Origin of the sequence: Sulfurimonas sp. NW7, from assembly GCF_051132265.1 — a bacterium.
In the GTDB taxonomy this organism is placed as follows: Bacteria; Campylobacterota; Campylobacteria; order Campylobacterales; family Sulfurimonadaceae; genus Sulfurimonas; species Sulfurimonas hydrogeniphila.
The window spans coordinates 1,587,579-1,605,549 of record NZ_CP093235.1; the positions used below are offsets into that span (position 1 = coordinate 1,587,579).

20 protein-coding genes are annotated in these 17,971 nt (G+C 37.8%); 4 read left to right on the top strand and 16 right to left on the bottom strand.

Annotated elements, in window-relative coordinates:
• Positions 1 to 76 precede the first annotated feature (76 nt).
• Genes MLC35_RS08340 through MLC35_RS08375 form a run of 8 tightly spaced genes read right to left on the bottom strand, consistent with a single transcriptional unit; the run spans position 77 to position 5,470 of the window.
• A complete protein-coding gene (locus tag MLC35_RS08340) occupies positions 77 to 469 on the bottom strand; it encodes a RidA family protein (protein ID WP_151899902.1) in 393 nt (130 codons plus the stop codon).
• Entirely contained in the window at positions 447 to 878 is a 432-nt protein-coding gene (locus MLC35_RS08345) for a DUF255 domain-containing protein (protein WP_434636562.1), read from the bottom strand. The genes MLC35_RS08340 and MLC35_RS08345 overlap by 23 nt, the downstream gene beginning before the upstream one ends.
• Positions 875 to 1,978 (bottom strand): succinyl-diaminopimelate desuccinylase, encoded by a 1,104-nt coding sequence (gene dapE, locus MLC35_RS08350; protein WP_346389039.1) that lies wholly within the window; start codon positions 1,976 to 1,978, stop codon positions 875 to 877. The genes MLC35_RS08345 and dapE overlap by 4 nt, the downstream gene beginning before the upstream one ends.
• A 3-nt stretch (positions 1,979 to 1,981) precedes the next feature.
• A complete protein-coding gene (locus tag MLC35_RS08355; RefSeq protein WP_151899900.1) occupies positions 1,982 to 2,332 on the bottom strand; it encodes a hypothetical protein in 351 nt (116 codons plus the stop codon).
• Positions 2,319 to 3,122, bottom strand: coding sequence for an indole-3-glycerol phosphate synthase TrpC (gene trpC / locus MLC35_RS08360; protein ID WP_151901490.1), 804 nt, complete (start codon positions 3,120 to 3,122; stop codon positions 2,319 to 2,321). Before trpC ends, MLC35_RS08355 begins: the two co-directional genes overlap by 14 nt.
• Positions 3,119 to 4,414 (bottom strand): hypothetical protein, encoded by a 1,296-nt coding sequence (locus MLC35_RS08365; protein WP_418640533.1) that lies wholly within the window; start codon positions 4,412 to 4,414, stop codon positions 3,119 to 3,121. Before MLC35_RS08365 ends, trpC begins: the two co-directional genes overlap by 4 nt.
• Positions 4,407 to 4,787: a YkgJ family cysteine cluster protein gene (locus tag MLC35_RS08370; RefSeq protein WP_151899898.1), complete on the bottom strand. Its 381-nt coding sequence runs from the start codon at positions 4,785 to 4,787 to the stop codon at positions 4,407 to 4,409. The genes MLC35_RS08365 and MLC35_RS08370 overlap by 8 nt, the downstream gene beginning before the upstream one ends.
• On the bottom strand, positions 4,775 to 5,470 hold the full coding sequence (locus MLC35_RS08375) for a tRNA1(Val) (adenine(37)-N6)-methyltransferase (protein ID WP_434636564.1): 696 nt from the start codon (positions 5,468 to 5,470) through the stop codon (positions 4,775 to 4,777). Before MLC35_RS08375 ends, MLC35_RS08370 begins: the two co-directional genes overlap by 13 nt.
• A gap of 55 nt (positions 5,471 to 5,525) precedes the next feature.
• Between MLC35_RS08375 and kdsB the strand changes: the two genes are divergently transcribed.
• Positions 5,526 to 6,242 carry a 3-deoxy-manno-octulosonate cytidylyltransferase gene (gene kdsB / locus MLC35_RS08380; protein WP_151899896.1) on the top strand — a complete coding sequence of 239 codons (717 nt, stop codon included), beginning with the start codon at positions 5,526 to 5,528 and terminating at the stop codon, positions 6,240 to 6,242.
• Between the two features lie 63 nt (positions 6,243 to 6,305).
• Here the strand turns inward: kdsB and rpsO are convergent, their stop codons facing one another.
• Entirely contained in the window at positions 6,306 to 6,581 is a 276-nt protein-coding gene (rpsO, locus tag MLC35_RS08385; RefSeq protein WP_151899895.1) for a 30S ribosomal protein S15, read from the bottom strand.
• Positions 6,582 to 6,743: 162 nt separating this feature from the next.
• Here rpsO and MLC35_RS08390 point away from each other — a divergent pair, with 162 nt between their 5' ends.
• The 3 genes from MLC35_RS08390 to MLC35_RS08400 are packed head-to-tail and all read left to right on the top strand — an operon-like array spanning position 6,744 to position 10,445.
• Positions 6,744 to 7,148, top strand: a complete 405-nt coding sequence (locus tag MLC35_RS08390; protein WP_151899894.1) for an RrF2 family transcriptional regulator — start codon at positions 6,744 to 6,746, stop codon at positions 7,146 to 7,148.
• A gap of 20 nt (positions 7,149 to 7,168) precedes the next feature.
• A complete protein-coding gene (flhA, locus tag MLC35_RS08395) occupies positions 7,169 to 9,355 on the top strand; it encodes a flagellar biosynthesis protein FlhA (protein WP_346389019.1) in 2,187 nt (728 codons plus the stop codon).
• Between the two features lie 10 nt (positions 9,356 to 9,365).
• Complete coding sequence (locus MLC35_RS08400; RefSeq protein WP_434580074.1) at positions 9,366 to 10,445, top strand: DHH family phosphoesterase; 1,080 nt, start codon at positions 9,366 to 9,368, stop codon at positions 10,443 to 10,445.
• Positions 10,446 to 10,459: 14 nt separating this feature from the next.
• Here the strand turns inward: MLC35_RS08400 and MLC35_RS08405 are convergent, their stop codons facing one another.
• The 7 genes from MLC35_RS08405 to MLC35_RS08435 form a co-directional block, all read right to left on the bottom strand.
• Positions 10,460 to 11,845 (bottom strand): N-acetylmuramoyl-L-alanine amidase family protein, encoded by a 1,386-nt coding sequence (locus MLC35_RS08405; RefSeq protein WP_434580076.1) that lies wholly within the window; start codon positions 11,843 to 11,845, stop codon positions 10,460 to 10,462.
• A 6-nt stretch (positions 11,846 to 11,851) separates the two neighbouring features.
• A complete protein-coding gene (locus MLC35_RS08410) occupies positions 11,852 to 12,943 on the bottom strand; it encodes a nitronate monooxygenase (RefSeq protein WP_151899891.1) in 1,092 nt (363 codons plus the stop codon).
• 1 nt (position 12,944) lies between these two features.
• A complete protein-coding gene (gene tyrS, locus MLC35_RS08415) occupies positions 12,945 to 14,144 on the bottom strand; it encodes a tyrosine--tRNA ligase (protein WP_346389021.1) in 1,200 nt (399 codons plus the stop codon).
• Positions 14,145 to 14,163: 19 nt separating this feature from the next.
• Entirely contained in the window at positions 14,164 to 16,302 is a 2,139-nt protein-coding gene (locus tag MLC35_RS08420) for a RelA/SpoT family protein (protein WP_434638309.1), read from the bottom strand.
• 19 nt (positions 16,303 to 16,321) lie between these two features.
• Entirely contained in the window at positions 16,322 to 16,543 is a 222-nt protein-coding gene (locus tag MLC35_RS08425) for a DNA-directed RNA polymerase subunit omega (protein ID WP_151899888.1), read from the bottom strand.
• A gap of 19 nt (positions 16,544 to 16,562) precedes the next feature.
• Complete coding sequence (gene pyrH / locus MLC35_RS08430; RefSeq protein ID WP_151899887.1) at positions 16,563 to 17,273, bottom strand: UMP kinase; 711 nt, start codon at positions 17,271 to 17,273, stop codon at positions 16,563 to 16,565.
• Positions 17,274 to 17,339: 66 nt separating this feature from the next.
• Complete coding sequence (locus MLC35_RS08435; RefSeq protein ID WP_434636568.1) at positions 17,340 to 17,933, bottom strand: GGDEF domain-containing protein; 594 nt, start codon at positions 17,931 to 17,933, stop codon at positions 17,340 to 17,342.
• Between the last annotated feature and the right edge of the window lie 38 nt (positions 17,934 to 17,971).

Below are 17,971 nucleotides of genomic sequence, written 5' to 3' on the forward strand. Positions count from 1 at the left end.
AGCTTGTATTTCTACAAAAGTCCGGAATTATACCCATTCAAGCTTTAAGTCTTGATTAAACAAAAAGAAATACCACTTAAAAAGAGTAGTCTGTCACTAATGCCACGGCATCTATTTCTACCAAAGCATTCTTAGGCAGTGTTTTTACCGCTACTGTTGCGCGTGCCGGCTTATGTTCACCGAATGCTTTTTCATATATTGCATTGACTGTGGCAAACGAGTCCATATCTGCCAAAAAAATTGTTGTTTTTACCACATCCTGTAAAGAGCTTCCCGCTTCTTCCAAAACTGCCTGAAGATTTTTTAAAACTGCAACTGTTTGAATTGACACATCTTCTTGAAGCAGCTCATCTGTACCTGAAGCCGTTAACGCAATCTGTCCTGATGTATAAACGATTCCGTTTGCCACGATTGCCTGTGAATAGGGTCCTATTGCCGAAGGTGCTTTATCTGTCTTTACTTGTTTCATAGTTTTCATCCTTTAGTATTTCATAATGTTCCTGGGCATTGTCCATAAATGCATTGAACATCTCTTCGTCTCTGTATCCTAAAGATGCATACAGTATTTTTCCTGTTTCATCCAAAAAATAGTGTCTTGGAACAGGAGATGTTTTCAAAAATTTCGGTATTGCATGTCTGTCTCTTGAGAGTAAAACAGTAACAAATTCTTTATTAACTCTCTCTTTAATCTTTGTATTTTGCAAAGTTGTCTTTTCAAATTTTTTGCACCACCCGCATGTGTCAGAAATGATTAACACATAGATAAGCTTATGCTCTTTTTTTGCATCTGACAATGCTTTCAAATAGTCATGACTCCAATGAAGCGGTGCACAAAAAAGAGTGACACTGAAAAAGAGCAGCACAAAAAGAGATTTCACTGCCTGTTCCACTCGCTGATAAGCGTTTTAAAAACGCTATAGAGATCTTGTACCTCTTTTTGTGTTGTTCTCTCATTTATCGAGTGAATGGTGTCATTTTTTACACCAAACTCAACCACATCTATACCAAGAGGTGCAATGAATCTTGCATCGCTTGTTCCGCCTGCCGTAGAGTGTTTTGGCACTTTACATGTAACCATTTCTATAGCCGTGTCTATTTTTTTGACAAGTTTCGTATCCGTATCTGTTTTAAAAGGATAGGAACCTTGTGTCAGACGCAGTTCATAGTCCAATCCCTGTAAATGTCTGGCAACAAATTCTTCTACCTCTTTTTGTGTGGTTTTTGTATTGTTGCGCACATTAAACATCATTTTCAGCTCATTGGGTGTAACATTTGTCACCTGCATACCAGAACGAATATCGGTAATGACAAACTTTGAAGGTGCAAAAAACTCATCTCCCTCATCCAAATCAACACCTGCCATATCACCCAAAACTTTTGCTATTTGGTGTATGGGGTTTATCGCTTTTTCGGGATAAGCTGCATGCCCCTGTTTTCCTTTAAGAGTAAGGTAGCCGTTAATAGAACCGCGGCGTCCCACTTTTATGGCATCGCCAAACTCTTTTTCGCATGTAGGCTCTGCAACCACACAGGCATCCGGAAGCATATTGTTCTTTTTCAAATATTCCAGTACTTTGACCGTACCGTTCGTTGCTTCACCCTCTTCATCCGAAGTTAAAAGCAAAGAGAGCGTGCCTTTAAAGTTTTTCGTATCTTTTACAGCCTGAATAAAAGCGGCGAGTCCGCTTTTCATATCCTGTGCGCCCCGTCCGTATATATAGCCCCCTTTTTCCACGGCTTCATACGGGTTTGTATCCCATCCTTTTCCTGCAGGAACAACATCAACATGCCCGGCAAAACAGAGATGCTCACCCTCGGAAAATCTTTTATAGATAAAAAGATTTTTAACATCTTCAATATCAATTCTTATCGCTTCAAAACCGGGAAGATAATCCTCAACAAAATTCAAAATACCGCCATCATCCGGTGTTTCACTTTTTGAGTTGATCAGATATTTAAAAAGTTGAATCACATCCATCATTTAATTCTTTGGGTTTTCATAAAACACATAGGGTGTTGAATAATTACTGATTTCAAAGTAGACTTTTTTCTCCCCTTTATCAACTACAAAATTCCTGTTTGTATCTATATAACCATACCCGTAGCGGTAGTTTCTCGGTGTATTTCCGTCTGTACTCGTCGCTGTGGTAAGTTTGTCAATTTTGATAAATCTCTGCACCAGTTTGCCGCCCATATAAATATCAAGCACACCGTTTGTTCCTGTCCAGTTTTGGATAGAGCGTCCTATTTTATTTTGTGCTTCTTGCGTACATCCGCTCAAAAAGAACACTGTGAGTGTAAAAAGCAGAATAATAATTTTATTTTTTTTCATAATTTTCTCCGAATTTCAGTTTCTTTACTGCCAACTCTTCATCTTCTTGCCGCATTAATGATTCACCGACCAAAAATGCGTCAACCCCTGCTTTGCTTAAATCTTCAAGCTGTCCATGCTCGTATATGCCACTCTCCGCCACAATAATTTTTCCGTTTGGTATTAAAGGAATCAATTCATAGCAAAGGTTCATATTCATCTCAAACGTCTGCAGATTTCTGTGATTTATTCCGATAATATCTGCCCCGGCATAAATAGCTTTTACCAAATCTTTTTTGTCATGCACCTCAACCAAAACTTCCAATCCCAAGTGTCTTGCATAGCCCAGCAAATCTTTGAGCTCTTTCTTGCTTAAAGCTGCTGCAATAAGCAAAATAAAATCAGCCCCAAAAACCAGAGCTTCAAGTACCTGATATTTTGAAATAATAAAATCTTTTCTTAAAAGAGGAACAGAAACATATCTGCGAATACCTGCAAGATAATCAAGAGAACCTTGAAAAAAGTGCGGTTCTGTTAAAACAGAAATAGCACTTGCCCCTCCCCGTTCATAGGCCTGAGCAATGGCGAGCGGATCAAAATCTTCACGAATGACACCCTTTGAAGGTGAGGCCTTTTTCACCTCAGCAATAATTCTGTACGGGTCTTCCTCTGTAGCTTTTAAAAACGGAATTACATCACGCGGCTGTCTGGCATTGAATGCAAGAGAACGGCCTAGCCAGTCCAGAGAAAACTCTTTCTCTCTTTGTATCAGATCTTCTTTTGTTTTTTTAATAATATCATCTAAAATCATTTTTTCTTCTTCCCCTTTTTGTGTTCTAAACTCTTTTTGTAACATGCCTCTATTTTCTTTACATGTAAGAGTACTTCAGGATTGTCTCCGCCTTCCATATTGACTACTCTGTCCATCACTTTTTTCGCTTCAACGCACTTTCCAAGTTTATAATAGCCCCATGCCAGCGAATCCAGATAAAATGCAGAATCCGGATTTGTTTTTAACACTTTTTTGATGTAGTACATACCTTTTTTAATATCCAGGTCATGATCAATCAGAATATAGCCCAAATAGTTTAGATAGAGTGGTTCATCTGTCTCTTTGGTAACTTTTGTCAACTTTTTTACGATAGACGCCAAAAGCTTTTTTGTCATTTTCTTGCTGTGTGCTTCATACTCATAAACAGCACTTTGTCCCAAATATTTTATATCCCCGCTTTTTTCATAAAGTTTCTGCGCCAAAGCACTTGCTTTTGCATAATTTTTCCCTGTCGTATAGAGTTCTAAAAGTACCGTATCATCTGCATGTGTCTCTTCCAAAAAGTCAATAAGTTTGACATAGTCTCTTTTATAGGCATATATACGGATTATTTTTTGTGCGACTGATTTGTCTTTTTTTAAATTGTAGAGTCTTTTATATACAGAGAGCAAACCTTCAATATTGTTTTCATTACTGTAAATTCCGATCAAACGGTTACAAATAAGCTGTGAGCATCCGTGCATGCGTGTATGTGTCTCAAGATAGGCAATCGCATCTTTTTTCCTGTGCAGATTAACATACAGAATAATTGCCATTTTATCAAGTATTTTTTCGTTATACTCTTTCATATATGCACTGTTAAGATACTTTAAAGCTACATCAAATTCCTGGTTTTTGATATACACATCACTGGCTAAAAGGTAATCCTCTGCTTTTTGTGTTTTTTTTGCAAGTGCTATTGAGAGTTTTTTTGCATAATCGAGTTTTCCCATTTCCGTCAAAGCAATGATTTTTAGACGGATAAGCGCTGGATCAGAGAAAGTACCCTCTGTTATTTCATCAACTTTTTCAATCACTTTTTCATTCTTTTTTGCCAAAAGATAGTTATGCAAAGAGCGATACAGATACTCTTTTTTGGATGCTTTGTCATAAAGTTCTTCAAAACGCTTTGCCGCCACATCATAATGTTTTGTAAGTTCAGCATTTAACGCAAGCATGATATAGAGATCTTCACCCTCAAAAGCTTTTTCATTTGGACTTATCGGTCTGGGATGCGTTGAGCATGAAACAAAAAACAGCGACACTGTTACTAAAAGGAGAATTCTAATCATCTATTATTCCTGGACACTCAAGTTTTAGCTCATCAACTCTGGTTTTGTAATAATCCCAAAAAGGAAATGTTTTACACTGATTTGGACGGGCACTGTATATTTTACACCCATTTGTTTTTCTGTCATAAAAAACACATTCATAGGAGTCATTGATTTTATTTTCTTTGATAGAGTATTTATACCCTTTCTTAAAGAGATATTTTAACGCAAATTCATTAACATCCATTGCTAAAACTTCTGCAATTGCAAATATTTCATTTTTAGTGACATATATATAACCACTCTCCCCTGTACAGCATCTGCCTTCGCATGCAGCACATGCACTGGCATCAAAAGCATAGGGATAATTTTCTTTTTTTATTATATTTGACATTTTATACTCTGTGTATTGGCTTTTTTATAAATGTTTTGTACTTTTTGTGAAGGATTGTCTCCCTCAAAACTTATCAATGGAGGCCAGACCTTCATCATTGCCTTTGAACCGTTTCTTGCATGTATCATTACAAGTGATGCACTCCTGTCAATTTTGGGGTGGACAAACTGCACATCCACTATCTTCATTTTGACTCTCTCAAGTTCAACGCAGACATTTCCAAACTGAGTCGCATCATAACAAAATATAAAATGTGAATGTGGCCGCAACAAACGCGATACCTTTTTAAAAAACTTCTCTAAGGGGAGGTGTACATTATAGCGTGCATTAAATAATATCTCATTTTGGCTTTTTTGTACACCAGCCGGATAGAACGGCGGGTTCGAAATAATATAATCATATTTCTGCATTTCTTGCATATCCAAAAAATCACACTCATGCAGTCTATACGCTATTTTGTTCACTCGGGCATTCGTTTTTGAAAAATGTCTGAAAACTTCCTGCTTTTCCACTGCTTCAAGTTCTATTTTTTCATTGTCTCTTGCAACAAGCAGTCCTACCACTCCGCAACCTGCCCCTACATCCAAAACTTTCCCTTTGGGATGAAAAGAGTTGATAAAATCGTACAAAAAAAGAGAGTCGCTGTTATAGCAGTAACCAGAATCCGGTTGGTAAAGAAGCATGAATTAAAGTCCCTTGGGTTATAATATTGCAATTATATCATAAGGGCAGATTAATATGATTATTATTCCGGCAAGATTGGCATCCACACGGTTTCCGCAAAAGGTTTTAGCAGACATAGGAGGCTTGCCTATGGTGGTAAGAACGGCACAAAGAGTATCACATTTGGATGATGTAGTTGTCGCGTGCGATGATGAACGTATCATTACTACATGTAAAAAGTATGGAATCAAAGCTATGCTGACATCCACAACACATAAAAGCGGTACGGACAGAATTCATGAATGTGCCACTATTTTAAATTTATCGGATGAAGAACTTATTATCAATGTACAGGCAGATGAACCTTTTATAGAGCCTGATGTTGTTGAGTCCCTTATACAAAAACTCAAAGAACTGCAAAAAGAAAAAAAAGATTTTATTATGGGAAGCTGCTACAACGCTGTTAATGCACAAGCGGCAGAGGATTCCAATCTCGTCAAAGTTGTGCTCGATGCAAACAGCAATGCCGTCTATTTTTCCCGTGCTAAAATACCATTCAATCAAAGCGGAGAAGCTGTCTATTTCGGACATATCGGTATTTACGGTTTTTCTAAAAAAAGCTTAAAAGAGTTTTGTTCACTCCCTGATGCCCCTGTTGAAGACATAGAAAAACTAGAGCAGCTTCGTGCAATATACCATGGAAAAAATATAGCTATGGTCAAAGTGGCGAGTACGGGTTTTGGTATAGATACAAAAGATGATTTACAAAGGGCGATTGAGATTTTTTTATAAAAATTAGTTTACATGTAAGGAAGAAGTCCCTTAAAAGGGACTTTTAAAGAAAAAGTTTAAAACTTAGATATTGTCACGGATGCCTAAATCTTCGATGAGTTTCATATAGGCGTCTTTGTCTTTTCTTTTGAAGTATTTCATCAAACGACGACGCTGACCAACTAATTTCAGTAATCCCAAACGAGATGCGTGATCTTTTTTGAAAACTTTTAAGTGTTCTGTTAACTCTTTAATTCTTTCAGTTAAAAGTGCAATTTGAACTTCACTTGAACCAGTGTCATTTTCACTGCGACCGTATTTCGCAACTATTTCTTGTTTTTTAGCCGAATCTAAAGCCATAATAGCCTCCTGATAGGTATAATAATCTAACTCAAATGCACAATGCAGAAGAATTGAAGCGTGATTATAGCAAAACTTTTCTTTAAATTTTATTTTTGTTTATTTCAGCAGTAATTTTGGATATAATATCATTTTAAAAGTTTAAATAATGAAAGTAAATACATGCTTATAACCCGTGCCAGCGAATATGCCATCTTATCACTTATACTGCTTTGCAAAGCAGAAGCGCCAATGGACAGTGATACTCTTTCCAAAGAGCTTTCTATCTCCAAAAGTTTTTTGGCAAAAATTCTTCAGTCTATGGCAAAAGCGCAGATTTTAAACTCATACAAAGGTGTCAATGGTGGTTTTGCACTCAACAAAGATCCCAAAGATATCAATATGCTTAGTGTCGCGTCCTGCGTAGAAGGCAAAGCACCTACTGTTTTTGAGTGTGCTCCCTCTTTGGAAGACTGTCCTTCCGAAAAAGCCAGTACATGTACAATATGGCCTTTTTTACACAAACTCCAGGGGAAAATAGATTTGTTTTTGGCAAACTTGACTTTGGCAGACTTACTCGACGACTAAATTTGGTGAGACACTGACACTTGGCAAGAAAATTGACAACAAAACAAAAAATCGGAACCTCCCTTAACTTTTTACTAGGCAAACGTGATCTTGGTGTTGTCTTTTTTGTAATGGCAATACTCGCCATTATCATTGTTCCTCTGCCTTCTTCGATATTGGATGTTTTGCTGACAATTTCAATTGCCTTGTCTGTTTTAATCTTGCTTATTTCATTATATGTACCAAAACCGACAGACTTGACTACCTTCCCGACACTTATACTGATTCTCACCCTTTTTAGGCTTTCACTCAACATTGCGACAACCAGAATGATTTTAAGTCACGGTTATGAGGGGCCGGAACAGGTCAGTGATGTTATTACAAGTTTTGGTGATTTTGTTGTCGGGGGAAACTATGTTATCGGAATTATCGTTTTTTCCATTTTGGTTCTTATAAACTTTATGGTTATCACAAAAGGTTCCACAAGGGTTGCAGAAGTTGCAGCACGTTTTGTACTTGACTCTATGCCCGGAAAGCAGATGGCGGTTGATGCGGATTTAAATGCAGGACTCATTGATGATGCCGAAGCAAAACAACGCCGTGCAGAAATTCTTCAGGATGCCAATTTTTACGGGGCGATGGACGGTTCTTCAAAATTTGTCAAAGGCGATGCTGTTGCAGGTATTATTATTACTCTTATAAATATCATCGGCGGTTTTCTCATCGGTGTTTTTCAGTACGATATGAGCGTTGCAGACAGTGCTTCTACCTTCACACTCCTTACAATCGGGGATGGTCTTGTCAGCCAGATTCCGGCACTCATTACCTCAACTGCAACCGGTATTATCATTACCCGTTCCTCAAGTGACGGTGACAATTTTGCCGAAGGCACTATTTCACAGATGATCGGAAATGCAAAGATTATGATGATAGTCGGCTTTATCATGCTCCTGTTTGCTCTTGTTCCTGGCCTGCCTACTGCTTCTATGGGATTTGTCGGAATGATATTCGCCCTGCTTGGGTGGTCTATCTACAAATATGAAAAAGGGGAACTTTCCATTTTGGATGTTGAGAATCTCCTTGGTGTCAAGACAAAAGAAGAGACAGAAAAAGAGAAAGAGAGAATCAAACCGAAAAAAACGAACGAAGAAATTGCAAAAGAGGAAGAAAATGCGCTTGATGACATACTCAAAGTAGAAATGCTTGAATTGACTTTGGGATATCAACTTATAAAACTGGCCGACAGTTCCCAGGGTGGTGATTTGCTTGAACGTATCCGTTCCATGCGAAGAAAAATAGCAAATGACTATGGATTTTTAATGCCGCAGGTCAGAATACGTGACAACTTACATCTCAAACCTAACCAATATCAGGTACTGCTTAAAGGCATTGCCATTGGTGAGGGTGAGATCATGCCTGATAAATTTCTTGCGATGGACAGTGGTATGGCTACAGGAGAGATTCAGGGAGAACCGACAAAAGAACCTGCTTTTGGACTCGACGCCCTGTGGATAGCACCGGAACAAAAAGAAGATGCCATTATCAACGGATACACCGTTGTTGATCCTGCTACAGTCATCTCCACACATATGAGCGAACTCATCAAACGCAATGCCGAAGAGCTTTTAACCCGTCAAGAAGTACAGTCACTTATTGATAAAATAAAAGATGATTATCCTGTAATCATTGATGACGTTTTAAAAGTGGCTTCTATCGGTCTTATTCAAAGAGTTCTCAAAGCACTGTTGCATGAAAAAATTCCGCTCAAAGATATGCTTACTATTTTAGAGACAATTGCAGATATTGCCGAATACACAAAAAATGTTGACCTTATAACAGAACAGGTAAGAGCCAGACTTTCTCGCGTCATTACCCAAATGTATGCAGGGGATGACGGGGTGATACGCCTTTTGACATTTGATACACAGACTGAGCAGTTGTTACTGCAAAAATCACAAGAACAAGACGGTGTGAGGAACCTCATGCTCAATGTAGGAGAAATAAATGCCCTGATTCAGGCAACAAGCACAAAGGCTGCAGACTTACTGCAAAAAGGGATTTCCCCTGTTATTATTATCGTCGATCCACAAATCCGTCGCAGTGTTGCAGAAATATTTGAGAGATTTTCTCTTGATGTTGTAACACTCTCTCATGCAGAAATTGATTCGAGTGCTACATTTGAAGTGATGGGCTCTATTTCAATTCAAACACAAGAAACAAATAACTAAAAGGGTACAAATGAAAAACAGAACTATTCATCATCTTTCACACATTGATTTGGATGGCTACAGCTGCCAGCTGGTCATGCAGTACACACCGTACAAAAGATTTAACTACAACTCCAATTACGGAGCAGAAGTGAAACAAAAGCTCGACCTTATGCTGGAAAACATCAGAAAAGCAAAAGAAAAAGCTTACATTCTTATTACGGACCTGAATCTTACAGCGGATGAATCCCGTTGGCTCAGCCATGAAGTAAAAAAAATGAATGACGGTGCATTTGATGTCAAATTACAACTTCTTGATCACCATGGAAGCGGGGAAGAGAGTGCAAAAAAACATGAATGGTACTATCTTGATACCAGCCGCTGCGCTACAAAAATCACCTATGACTATGCAAAAGAACACTTTGAACTCAACGAACCTGCATGGATGGAGAAGTATGTTGATGTTGTTAATGCAGTAGATTTATGGAAACAGGAAGAACATGACAATTTTGAATACGGGAAAGTCTGTATGCGTCTTGTAACAGAAACAAAAGAGCTCAACCGAATTATGTTTCCTGATGAAGATTCAAACTACAAACTCACACTGTTGCATGAAGCGGCAAAATTCATTCATGAACCTGATGCTCCTATTTTACTTGATGAAAAAATCCACTCTTTAAAAAAGAATTTTTTCAAACGCGACAAAGATGATACACTCGACAATCTTGCCACACGGTATGTCGTTGAACTTATGGGCAAAGCCAGAAGTGAAAAAACAATCTATTACAAGGGATACAGAGGCTACCTGAGTTATGGAATAGGAAACACCTCCATAGTCGGCAACGGATTTTTAACAGCCTACCCTGAATATGATTTCATTGTGGATGTCAGCTATCGGGGAACAATGAGTCTGCGTGCAAGCGACAAGGTAAGTGTTGCACAGATATCCAAAGAGTGGGCAAACGGCGGAGGGCACCCAAATGCTGCCGGAGGAAGAATTATGGGATTCAAAGAGCAGTTCCGTTATGACAAAGTCAAACAGCAGATTGAAAAAGTCATCAACGACAAAGAAGCTGTTGCCGGGGATTTGGAATATAAAAAAGAGGACTAAGCCTCAAGGCTGCTTTATCTTTTTTGAGAGTTTATAAAATAGCGTTCCACTCCATTGGCAAGCCCCTGTGCCATTGTTTTTTGGTAACTTCTGCTTACAAGCCGTCTGGCTTCTGTCGGATGTGTTATAAATCCGACTTCTACCAGAACAGAAGGCATTTGTGCCCCTACAAGCACCCAAAACGGTCCTTCTCTGACCCCTGCATCTTTCACATTCTTATATCTGCTTTTGAGTGTTGCTAACGCCCCTCTTTGCAGATCAATTGCCAGCTTGTTCGATGCAACAATATTGTGTGAATTTATTGTGTTTAAAAAGCTTTGCTTTCCGTAATAGTCCATCTCATCCAAATCTGCCGAATTTTCCATTTCTGCCACTTTTTTTGCCCTGCTTGAACGGGATGTTGAAAGAAAATAGCATTCCAGTCCACAAACTTTTTTGGCATCTTTGCGTCCAACTGCATTGGCATGGATACTGATAAAGATATCTGCATTTTTTCTGTTTGCATATTTTGTTCTGTTTCTTAATTTTATAAAGCGATCACTGTCGCGTGTCATGTACACTGTAAAACCTCTTGCACGAAGTATACGCTTTAACTCTCTTGCTATACTTAAGACCACAATTTTTTCTCTGTATTTTCTGTATCCTATGGCTCCCGGGTCTTTTCCGCCATGCCCCGCATCTATGACTATGATTTTATTTCTGTCGAGTCTTTTGGGTGACTTTTTCTTGTATTTGTTAAATACTGCAACACTCTTTGTTTTTACTGACTTGTTGATAATTTTTATAGAAAGCTCTTTGCCTTTTTTGAAAAAACGGATTTTTAAAGGAGTTTTGTTTTGAATAACCAACCGCAATGTATTTGGATTGTACTGTGCCAGTTTAATTTTATCAACCCCCTCTTGTTTGAGAGTATTTGACTTCTTCAACATGGAAGCATGTATATCAAAAACATATTTATAGATGCTCTTTTTTTTATCATTGAGCGTAAAATAGTTCACCTGTTTCTTTTGAAGATTTTTATCAAACTGTAATACCAGTCTTTTATTATAAAAGCGAACTGATTTTAATTTATGTGAAGATGTGACTTTAATGTTTTTTTTTGCTTTGTAATTTTTTCTGGACGCAGGGGAGAGGTGTTTATACTCCTGTTCATATCTTTTTACATCAATATGTAATTTATGTCCACTGGAGATTATCCCTTTTAGAGCGGAGTGTTTAAGTTTTTTATCTCCGTTCAACAATGCTCTTAAATACAGATTTTTATAATCATTATATGCACGAAACTGATTGCTTTTACTCGAAGATTTTAAAAAAGAATCTGCCCTTTTTAAAATCTCCTGATCATTGACAGCATGTAAAACAGTAATAAAAAAAAGTATGAGAGCAAAAACTTTTACCATACAGTATTATTCACCATGCATAAGCTTGTCAATAAGTTCTTTTACTGTAATAATTTCATTTAGTTTATAGCCATTGGTTCCAGAGAAAAAGAGTCCTGTTTCCAGGTTGCCCTCATAAGCATCACTTAATCTGTCTGCAATACAAAAACCGACAATTTTAGCCTCTTCTCCCCGGTTACACGGTGCAACACAGTTTGAAATACACTTAATTGCAGGACCTTCTCTTTTTTCTACCATATGAGTGAGATTTGTCACAACTCCCTGTGCAGGATATCCCACAGGAGAACTCATCAGTTTAATATCACCCTCTTTTGCATCAAGAAGGACTTTTTTAAAGTTTGCATGCGCATCACACTCATAAGTACCGATAAAACGTGTTCCCATTTGAACACCGCTCGCACCGAGTTCCATCATGGCTTCTATATCGTTTTTGTCCCAAACACCACCTGCAGCAATTACCGGCATGCCGCCCCATTGTTCTGCTTCTTCTACAACAGGTTTTACAAGGTTTTCCAACTGATATTCAGGCATTGAACACTGTTCGTATGTAAAGCCCTGATGCCCACCGCTTTTGGGACCTTCAAGAATAACTGCGTCAGGAAGACGGTTATAGCGCTTCTGCCATCTTTTACAAATAATTTTCAAAGCTTTTGCAGAGGATACAATAGGTACAAGCGCTACATCAGGATATCCTTCTGTGAACTCCGGCATATTTGTCGGCAGCCCTGCACCTGTTATTACAATATTGATACCGGCTTCGCAGGCATCGCGAACAACACGTCCGTAGTCATTGATAGCATACAAAACATTTGCGGCCAAAGGCTTGTCGCCACAGATTTTTCTGGCATTTTTTATTATTTCGGTAAAGCCCTCTTTTGAGTAAAAGTTTGCTTCGCTCAAAGGCCTGTCTGCTACCAGTTTTTTTGCAAACTCTTTATCTTTGTAGTAACCTGTTCCAACAGAACTGATAACTCCAAGTCCGCCTTCTTTTGAAACAGTACCAGCTAACTGATCCCAACTGATCCCAACGCCCATACCACCTTGTACTATTGGTTTTTCAATCTCATATTTACCAATTTTTAAAGACTTGAAACTCATTTTATTTAACCTTTAACTTTGCAAATTTTCTTTTTCCAACCTGTAACAGGTACTCTCCTGATGACAATTCCAACTTTTCATCAGATACTTTTTTCTGGTCTATTTTAACACCACCCTGCTTGATATCTCTTCTGGCCTGGGATGTTGAGGGTTCCATCTTGCAGTCAACCAAAGCTTTTGCAATCCAAATCGGTCCCTCACAGCTAAACTCTGCAATATCACTTGGAATTTGGCTTTTTGAATGGACCTTGTCAAACTCTTCTTTTGCATTTTGTGCTGCTTCTTTATCATGAAAACGCGCTGTGATTTCCAATGCCAAGTCTTCTTTTACTTTTTTCGGATGTAATTTTCCTTCTTTTACTGCTCTCTCAAGTGCTGCAATCTCATCAAGACTTTTATCGCTCAAAAGCTCAAAATATCTCCACATCAGCTCATCGGATATACTTAAAACTTTACCAAACATATCATTTGGTTCATCTGAAACACCAATATAATTTCCCAGAGACTTACTCATTTTCTGGACACCGTCAAGACCTTCGAGAATAGGCATCATTAAAACAGCCTGCTGTTTCTTAATATTATATACTTTTTGCAGCTGTCTTCCCATTAAAAGGTTAAATTTTTGATCTGTTCCGCCTATTTCTATATCAGATTTCAAGTGTACACTGTCATAACCCTGCAACAACGGATACATAAACTCACTTGTGGCAATTGCGACATTTGTTTTAAATCTTTTTGAAAAATCATCACGCTCCAGCATACGTGCCACTGTTAAATTTGAGGCAAGCGCTATTAAATCAGCTGCACTCATTTTTCCCAGCCAGTCATCATTGTAGACTATGTCAGTTTTACTCTCATCTAAAATTTTAAAAGCCTGTGTCGTATAACTCTCAATATTTTTGATTATATCTTCTTTTGACAATACTTTTCGTGTGGCATTTTTCCCTGTCGGATCACCAATTGTTGCCGTAAAACTTCCTATAAGAAACTGTACTCTTGCACCATATTTCTGAAAGGTTGCAAGTTTTTGCAAAAGAACAGTATGTCCAAGATGCAAATCCGGTGCAGTCGGGTCAAAACCGGCTTTTACCGTATATGTCTTTCCCTCTTGAAAATAAGCTTTTAAAAGTTTTTCTATTCTTTCGTTGTCAATAATCTCTGCACAACCTCTGTTTATCTCTCTTAAAGCTTCATCTATCATTTTTTCTCTCTATATTTATTTAATTTTTATAAGCATCATCAGTTCTCACCAAATTGACAACTTTTATTTTAGACTCTATTTTAGCACGAAGTGAATTAATATCAGCTTCTTTTGCCTCAAAAACAAGCTCACAGTACTTAATATAATCAGCACTCTCTTTGCCCAGCTCAATTGCATTGATATCCACATCCAATTTAACCAGGAAACTTAAAAACTCAGCCAAAGCACCTTTTTCATTATGCAAAGAGGCAATCAGTTTGTATCGGTAAATTTTTTCCTGCTTCCAGCGGACAAAGACCATCGGATCATGTGCATCGAGCATTTTTGTAGCATTGTTGCACAGTTTGTGATGAACATGCACCTTTGTTTTATCCAAAAATCCCATAATTTCATCCCCGTGTTTAGGATGACAGCAGTAATCAAACACTATATCGGTAATGTTTGTTGTAGAGAATATCTCAATACCTGCAATTTCATACCCTTTGAGTTTGAATCTGTGTCGGGAAATAAACTTTTTAAATCTGTTGTTTTTACTGATTTCTACTATATATTTATGAATAACATTCTTAAAATGTTCTATGTCGTTAGGAATAGAGGTCACACTGTCACAATGATGTTTCAAAAACCATTCCTGCACTCTCGCGAAATTCAGCTTCATTGCAGTTGCAACAATACTCACAGCCACTTTTGCATTAAGATCACGTATTCTTGCATTGCAGTTTAGTTTCATATTTGTTTTGGCTTTTGATGTTTTGACCGCATCAATCCAGGAACATCTTGTAACAATTTCATCTCCGGTAATTATTTTTACTATATCACCATTATTGAGTTCGCTCATTAAAGAGGCTTTTGTTTTGTTGATTAAAGCGTTCACAGCTTTGTTTCCGACTTCTGAGTGTACAGCGTAAGCAAAATCAAGTGCCACTGCTCCGCGGGGAAGGGTAAAAGCATCACCGGACGGAGAAAAAACCGAAATGTCTTCAGAATACAAATCATTTTTTATCAATGCATAAAAATCCTCTACAGACTCATTTTGGTACTGCAGACTGTCTAACCAGTCCAGCTTGATATTGTTGCCGCCGCTTTTATATTTCCAGTGTGCGGCAACTCCGAGTTCAGCAGTTTTATGCATATCATAGGTTCGAATCTGTACTTCAAAAATTGCAGCATCATGAAAAACAGTTGTGTGAATGGTCTGGTATCCATTGTCTTTTGCAACAGCAATATAATCTTTAAAACGTGAGGCAAGCGGACGAAAATTAAGATGAATAAGCCCCAAAATCGTATAACACTTTACAGGGTCTTTTGTAAGAATCCGAACAGCCAAAAGATCCAGCACCTCATCAATACTCACACCTTTTCTCTGCATCTTCAGATAAATAGAATATTTATGTTTTATTCTGGACAAAATCTCAAAATCATCTTCACAAAAGCCATTTTTCACAAGAATCTTCATAATTGATTCTTTGATTGCATCAAGTTTCATCTCAATTGCATGATAGTTTGTCTGAAGATAATTTTCTATTTCCTGCTTTTCCTTGGGAAACAAATAGCCAAAACTTAAGTCTTCAAGTATATTTTTTAAAAATGAAATCCCCAATCTGTGTGCAATAGGGGCATACACAACCAATGTCTCTTCGGCAATTCGTTTTTGCTTGTGAGCAGGCAAGGCATCAAGGGTGAGCATATTGTGCAGTCTGTCACACAGTTTGACAACAAGCACCCGTACATCATGAATACTGGCAATAAGCATTTTTCTAAAAGAGAGTGCCGATACAACAAGTTTTTCATCAGAATTGGAGGGAATGAGTTCATGATCTCTAATCGTATCTATTTTTGTAAGTCCCTCCACCAAATGGGCAACATCCTTACCAAACAAATCTTCTATCTGTTCAATAGTAACAGGAGTGTCTTCAACAACATCATGCAATAAGGCGGCAATAGCCATCGACTCATCATTTGTTATAGAAACAACAATGGAGGCTACTAAAATGGGATGGATTATGTAAGCTTCACCACTTTTTCTATACTGCCCTTCGTGTGCTTTTATAGAAAAGTCTAATGCTTTTTCAAGTGGTTCACTTTGGGGTATTTGAGAAAAAAGATAAGCTATTGCAGATTCAACATCATTGATGTGTTTTACCTGTTCTATATCCATTTGACTCAAAGGCAAAAACTTATTTCTCTTTGTCGCTAAAGCCTTTGACTCTAATAAGTCCTTCAGCTATTTCCATAAGCGCCAAATCAGTTGACTTGATACTGCTTGTATTGACATTTAATTTGCTTGGAGCACCGTTTTCCAGTTCATCACATCTTTTTGCAACTGCAATTGCCAGTTGATATCTATCCATACTTGGATTTTCATCTAAAACTTTCGCTGTTAATTCTTCAACTTTCATTCTCTGTTTTTCCTTTAGTTTATTTTACTATTGAGCAGTTGCTCATATTGCCATTTAAAATATCCAATAAGTTACCTTGCTTGGACATATCGCAGACAATAATAGGCAGACTGTTGTCTTTTGCCAGTGCTATTGAGGTATCATCCATAACTTTTATATGATCCTGCAATGCCTGGTCATAGGTCAGTTCGGGTAATTTCACCGCATCCGGGTATTTGGCAGGGTCCTTGTCATAGACACCGTCAACTTTTGTGGCCTTGATAATAACTTCTGCACCGATTTCAACAGCTCTAAGTGTTGCTGCCGTATCTGTAGTAAAAAACGGATTTCCCGTCCCTGCTGCAAAAATAACAACACGTCCTTTTTCAAGATGGCGTGTCGCTTTACGATTAATATACGGTTCAGCAATCTGTTCCATTTTTATAGCGGTTTGCATACGTACCTGCATTCCGGCATGCTCACAGGCCTCCTGCATTGCTACACCGTTTATCACAGTTGCAAGCATTCCCATATAATCTCCGGATGTACGCTTAATAATTCCGTCTTGGGCAGCAGTCACACCACGAATGATATTCCCGCCTCCAATGACTATACCGACTTCTATACCTGCATCAACAAGAGTTTTAATCTCCTGGGCAATATACTTTAAAATCTTTGTATCGATTCCATGACCTGCTTCTCCAGCAAGAGCTTCACCCGAAAATTTAACTAAAACACGTTTGTTTGCCATGCATATACCTTTTTATAAAATCCGTGAATTATACTTAAAATTGGCTTTTGTTTTGCTTTGAACTATTCAATCTCTATCAATTGCAGCCTTTCTCGCTTTTTCCATTAATGCATCCGGATTTGCAGCCCCATCCGGATACACAGATGTACCTATGGAAACCTTAAAATCTATAGTATATTTTGTATTGAGTTCGGGAGCCTGTGCAAATGATTCTTCTACTCTTTGACATACTCTCCTGTAATTTTCTTCTTGTAAATATTCATTAAAAACAATGATAAAAGAGTCATCACTGATATGGCCGATTATATCCTCACTCCGTGTACTTTGCAGCAGTCTGTTACTTGCTTCAAGCATAAATTCCTCTGCCAGCACTTTGGAATGCAGCTGAACTTCATGAAAATTTTTTATTTTTATTACCATAACCAAAAAAGATTTATTATGTCGCAAAGCTCTTTGTATCTGTTCAGAAATTACTATTTTAACATTTTCTTTATTTGGGAGAGAGGTGACAGGATGATAGTAGGCATTTTTTATGAGTCTGTTTTCATCTTCCAAGCGTTTTTTTATCTTTTTTCTGTATTTGATATTAAAAAACAGACTTGCAAGCAAAAGTATACTGCCTGTAAAAAGAGTGTATTGATACAGTTCACATTCCTGCATAATTATGACCGCCGTTCTTTGAAGTTTTTGGACTGTTT

Bases quoted from the DNA above. Each gene is read 5' to 3' on its own strand.
- MLC35_RS08375 (WP_434636564.1), bottom strand. From the start codon at position 5,470: ATGCTTCTTTACCAACCGGATTCTGGTTACTGCTATAACAGCGACTCT.
- trpC (WP_151901490.1), bottom strand. From the start codon at position 3,122: ATGATTTTAGATGATATTATTAAAAAAACAAAAGAAGATCTGATACAA.
- MLC35_RS08435 (WP_434636568.1), bottom strand. From the start codon at position 17,933: ATGCAGGAATGTGAACTGTATCAATACACTCTTTTTACAGGCAGTATA.
- MLC35_RS08365 (WP_418640533.1), bottom strand. From the start codon at position 4,414: ATGATTAGAATTCTCCTTTTAGTAACAGTGTCGCTGTTTTTTGTTTCA.
- pyrH (WP_151899887.1), bottom strand. From the start codon at position 17,273: ATGGCAAACAAACGTGTTTTAGTTAAATTTTCGGGTGAAGCTCTTGCT.
- MLC35_RS08400 (WP_434580074.1), top strand. From the start codon at position 9,366: ATGAAAAACAGAACTATTCATCATCTTTCACACATTGATTTGGATGGC.
- MLC35_RS08390 (WP_151899894.1), top strand. From the start codon at position 6,744: ATGCTTATAACCCGTGCCAGCGAATATGCCATCTTATCACTTATACTG.
- tyrS (WP_346389021.1), bottom strand. From the start codon at position 14,144: ATGATAGATGAAGCTTTAAGAGAGATAAACAGAGGTTGTGCAGAGATT.
- MLC35_RS08355 (WP_151899900.1), bottom strand. From the start codon at position 2,332: ATGAAAAAAAATAAAATTATTATTCTGCTTTTTACACTCACAGTGTTC.
- MLC35_RS08405 (WP_434580076.1), bottom strand. From the start codon at position 11,845: ATGGTAAAAGTTTTTGCTCTCATACTTTTTTTTATTACTGTTTTACAT.
- dapE (WP_346389039.1), bottom strand. From the start codon at position 1,978: ATGGATGTGATTCAACTTTTTAAATATCTGATCAACTCAAAAAGTGAA.
- MLC35_RS08425 (WP_151899888.1), bottom strand. From the start codon at position 16,543: ATGAAAGTTGAAGAATTAACAGCGAAAGTTTTAGATGAAAATCCAAGT.
- kdsB (WP_151899896.1), top strand. From the start codon at position 5,526: ATGATTATTATTCCGGCAAGATTGGCATCCACACGGTTTCCGCAAAAG.
- MLC35_RS08370 (WP_151899898.1), bottom strand. From the start codon at position 4,787: ATGTCAAATATAATAAAAAAAGAAAATTATCCCTATGCTTTTGATGCC.
- MLC35_RS08410 (WP_151899891.1), bottom strand. From the start codon at position 12,943: ATGAGTTTCAAGTCTTTAAAAATTGGTAAATATGAGATTGAAAAACCA.
- MLC35_RS08340 (WP_151899902.1), bottom strand. From the start codon at position 469: ATGAAACAAGTAAAGACAGATAAAGCACCTTCGGCAATAGGACCCTAT.
- MLC35_RS08420 (WP_434638309.1), bottom strand. From the start codon at position 16,302: ATGGATATAGAACAGGTAAAACACATCAATGATGTTGAATCTGCAATA.
- rpsO (WP_151899895.1), bottom strand. From the start codon at position 6,581: ATGGCTTTAGATTCGGCTAAAAAACAAGAAATAGTTGCGAAATACGGT.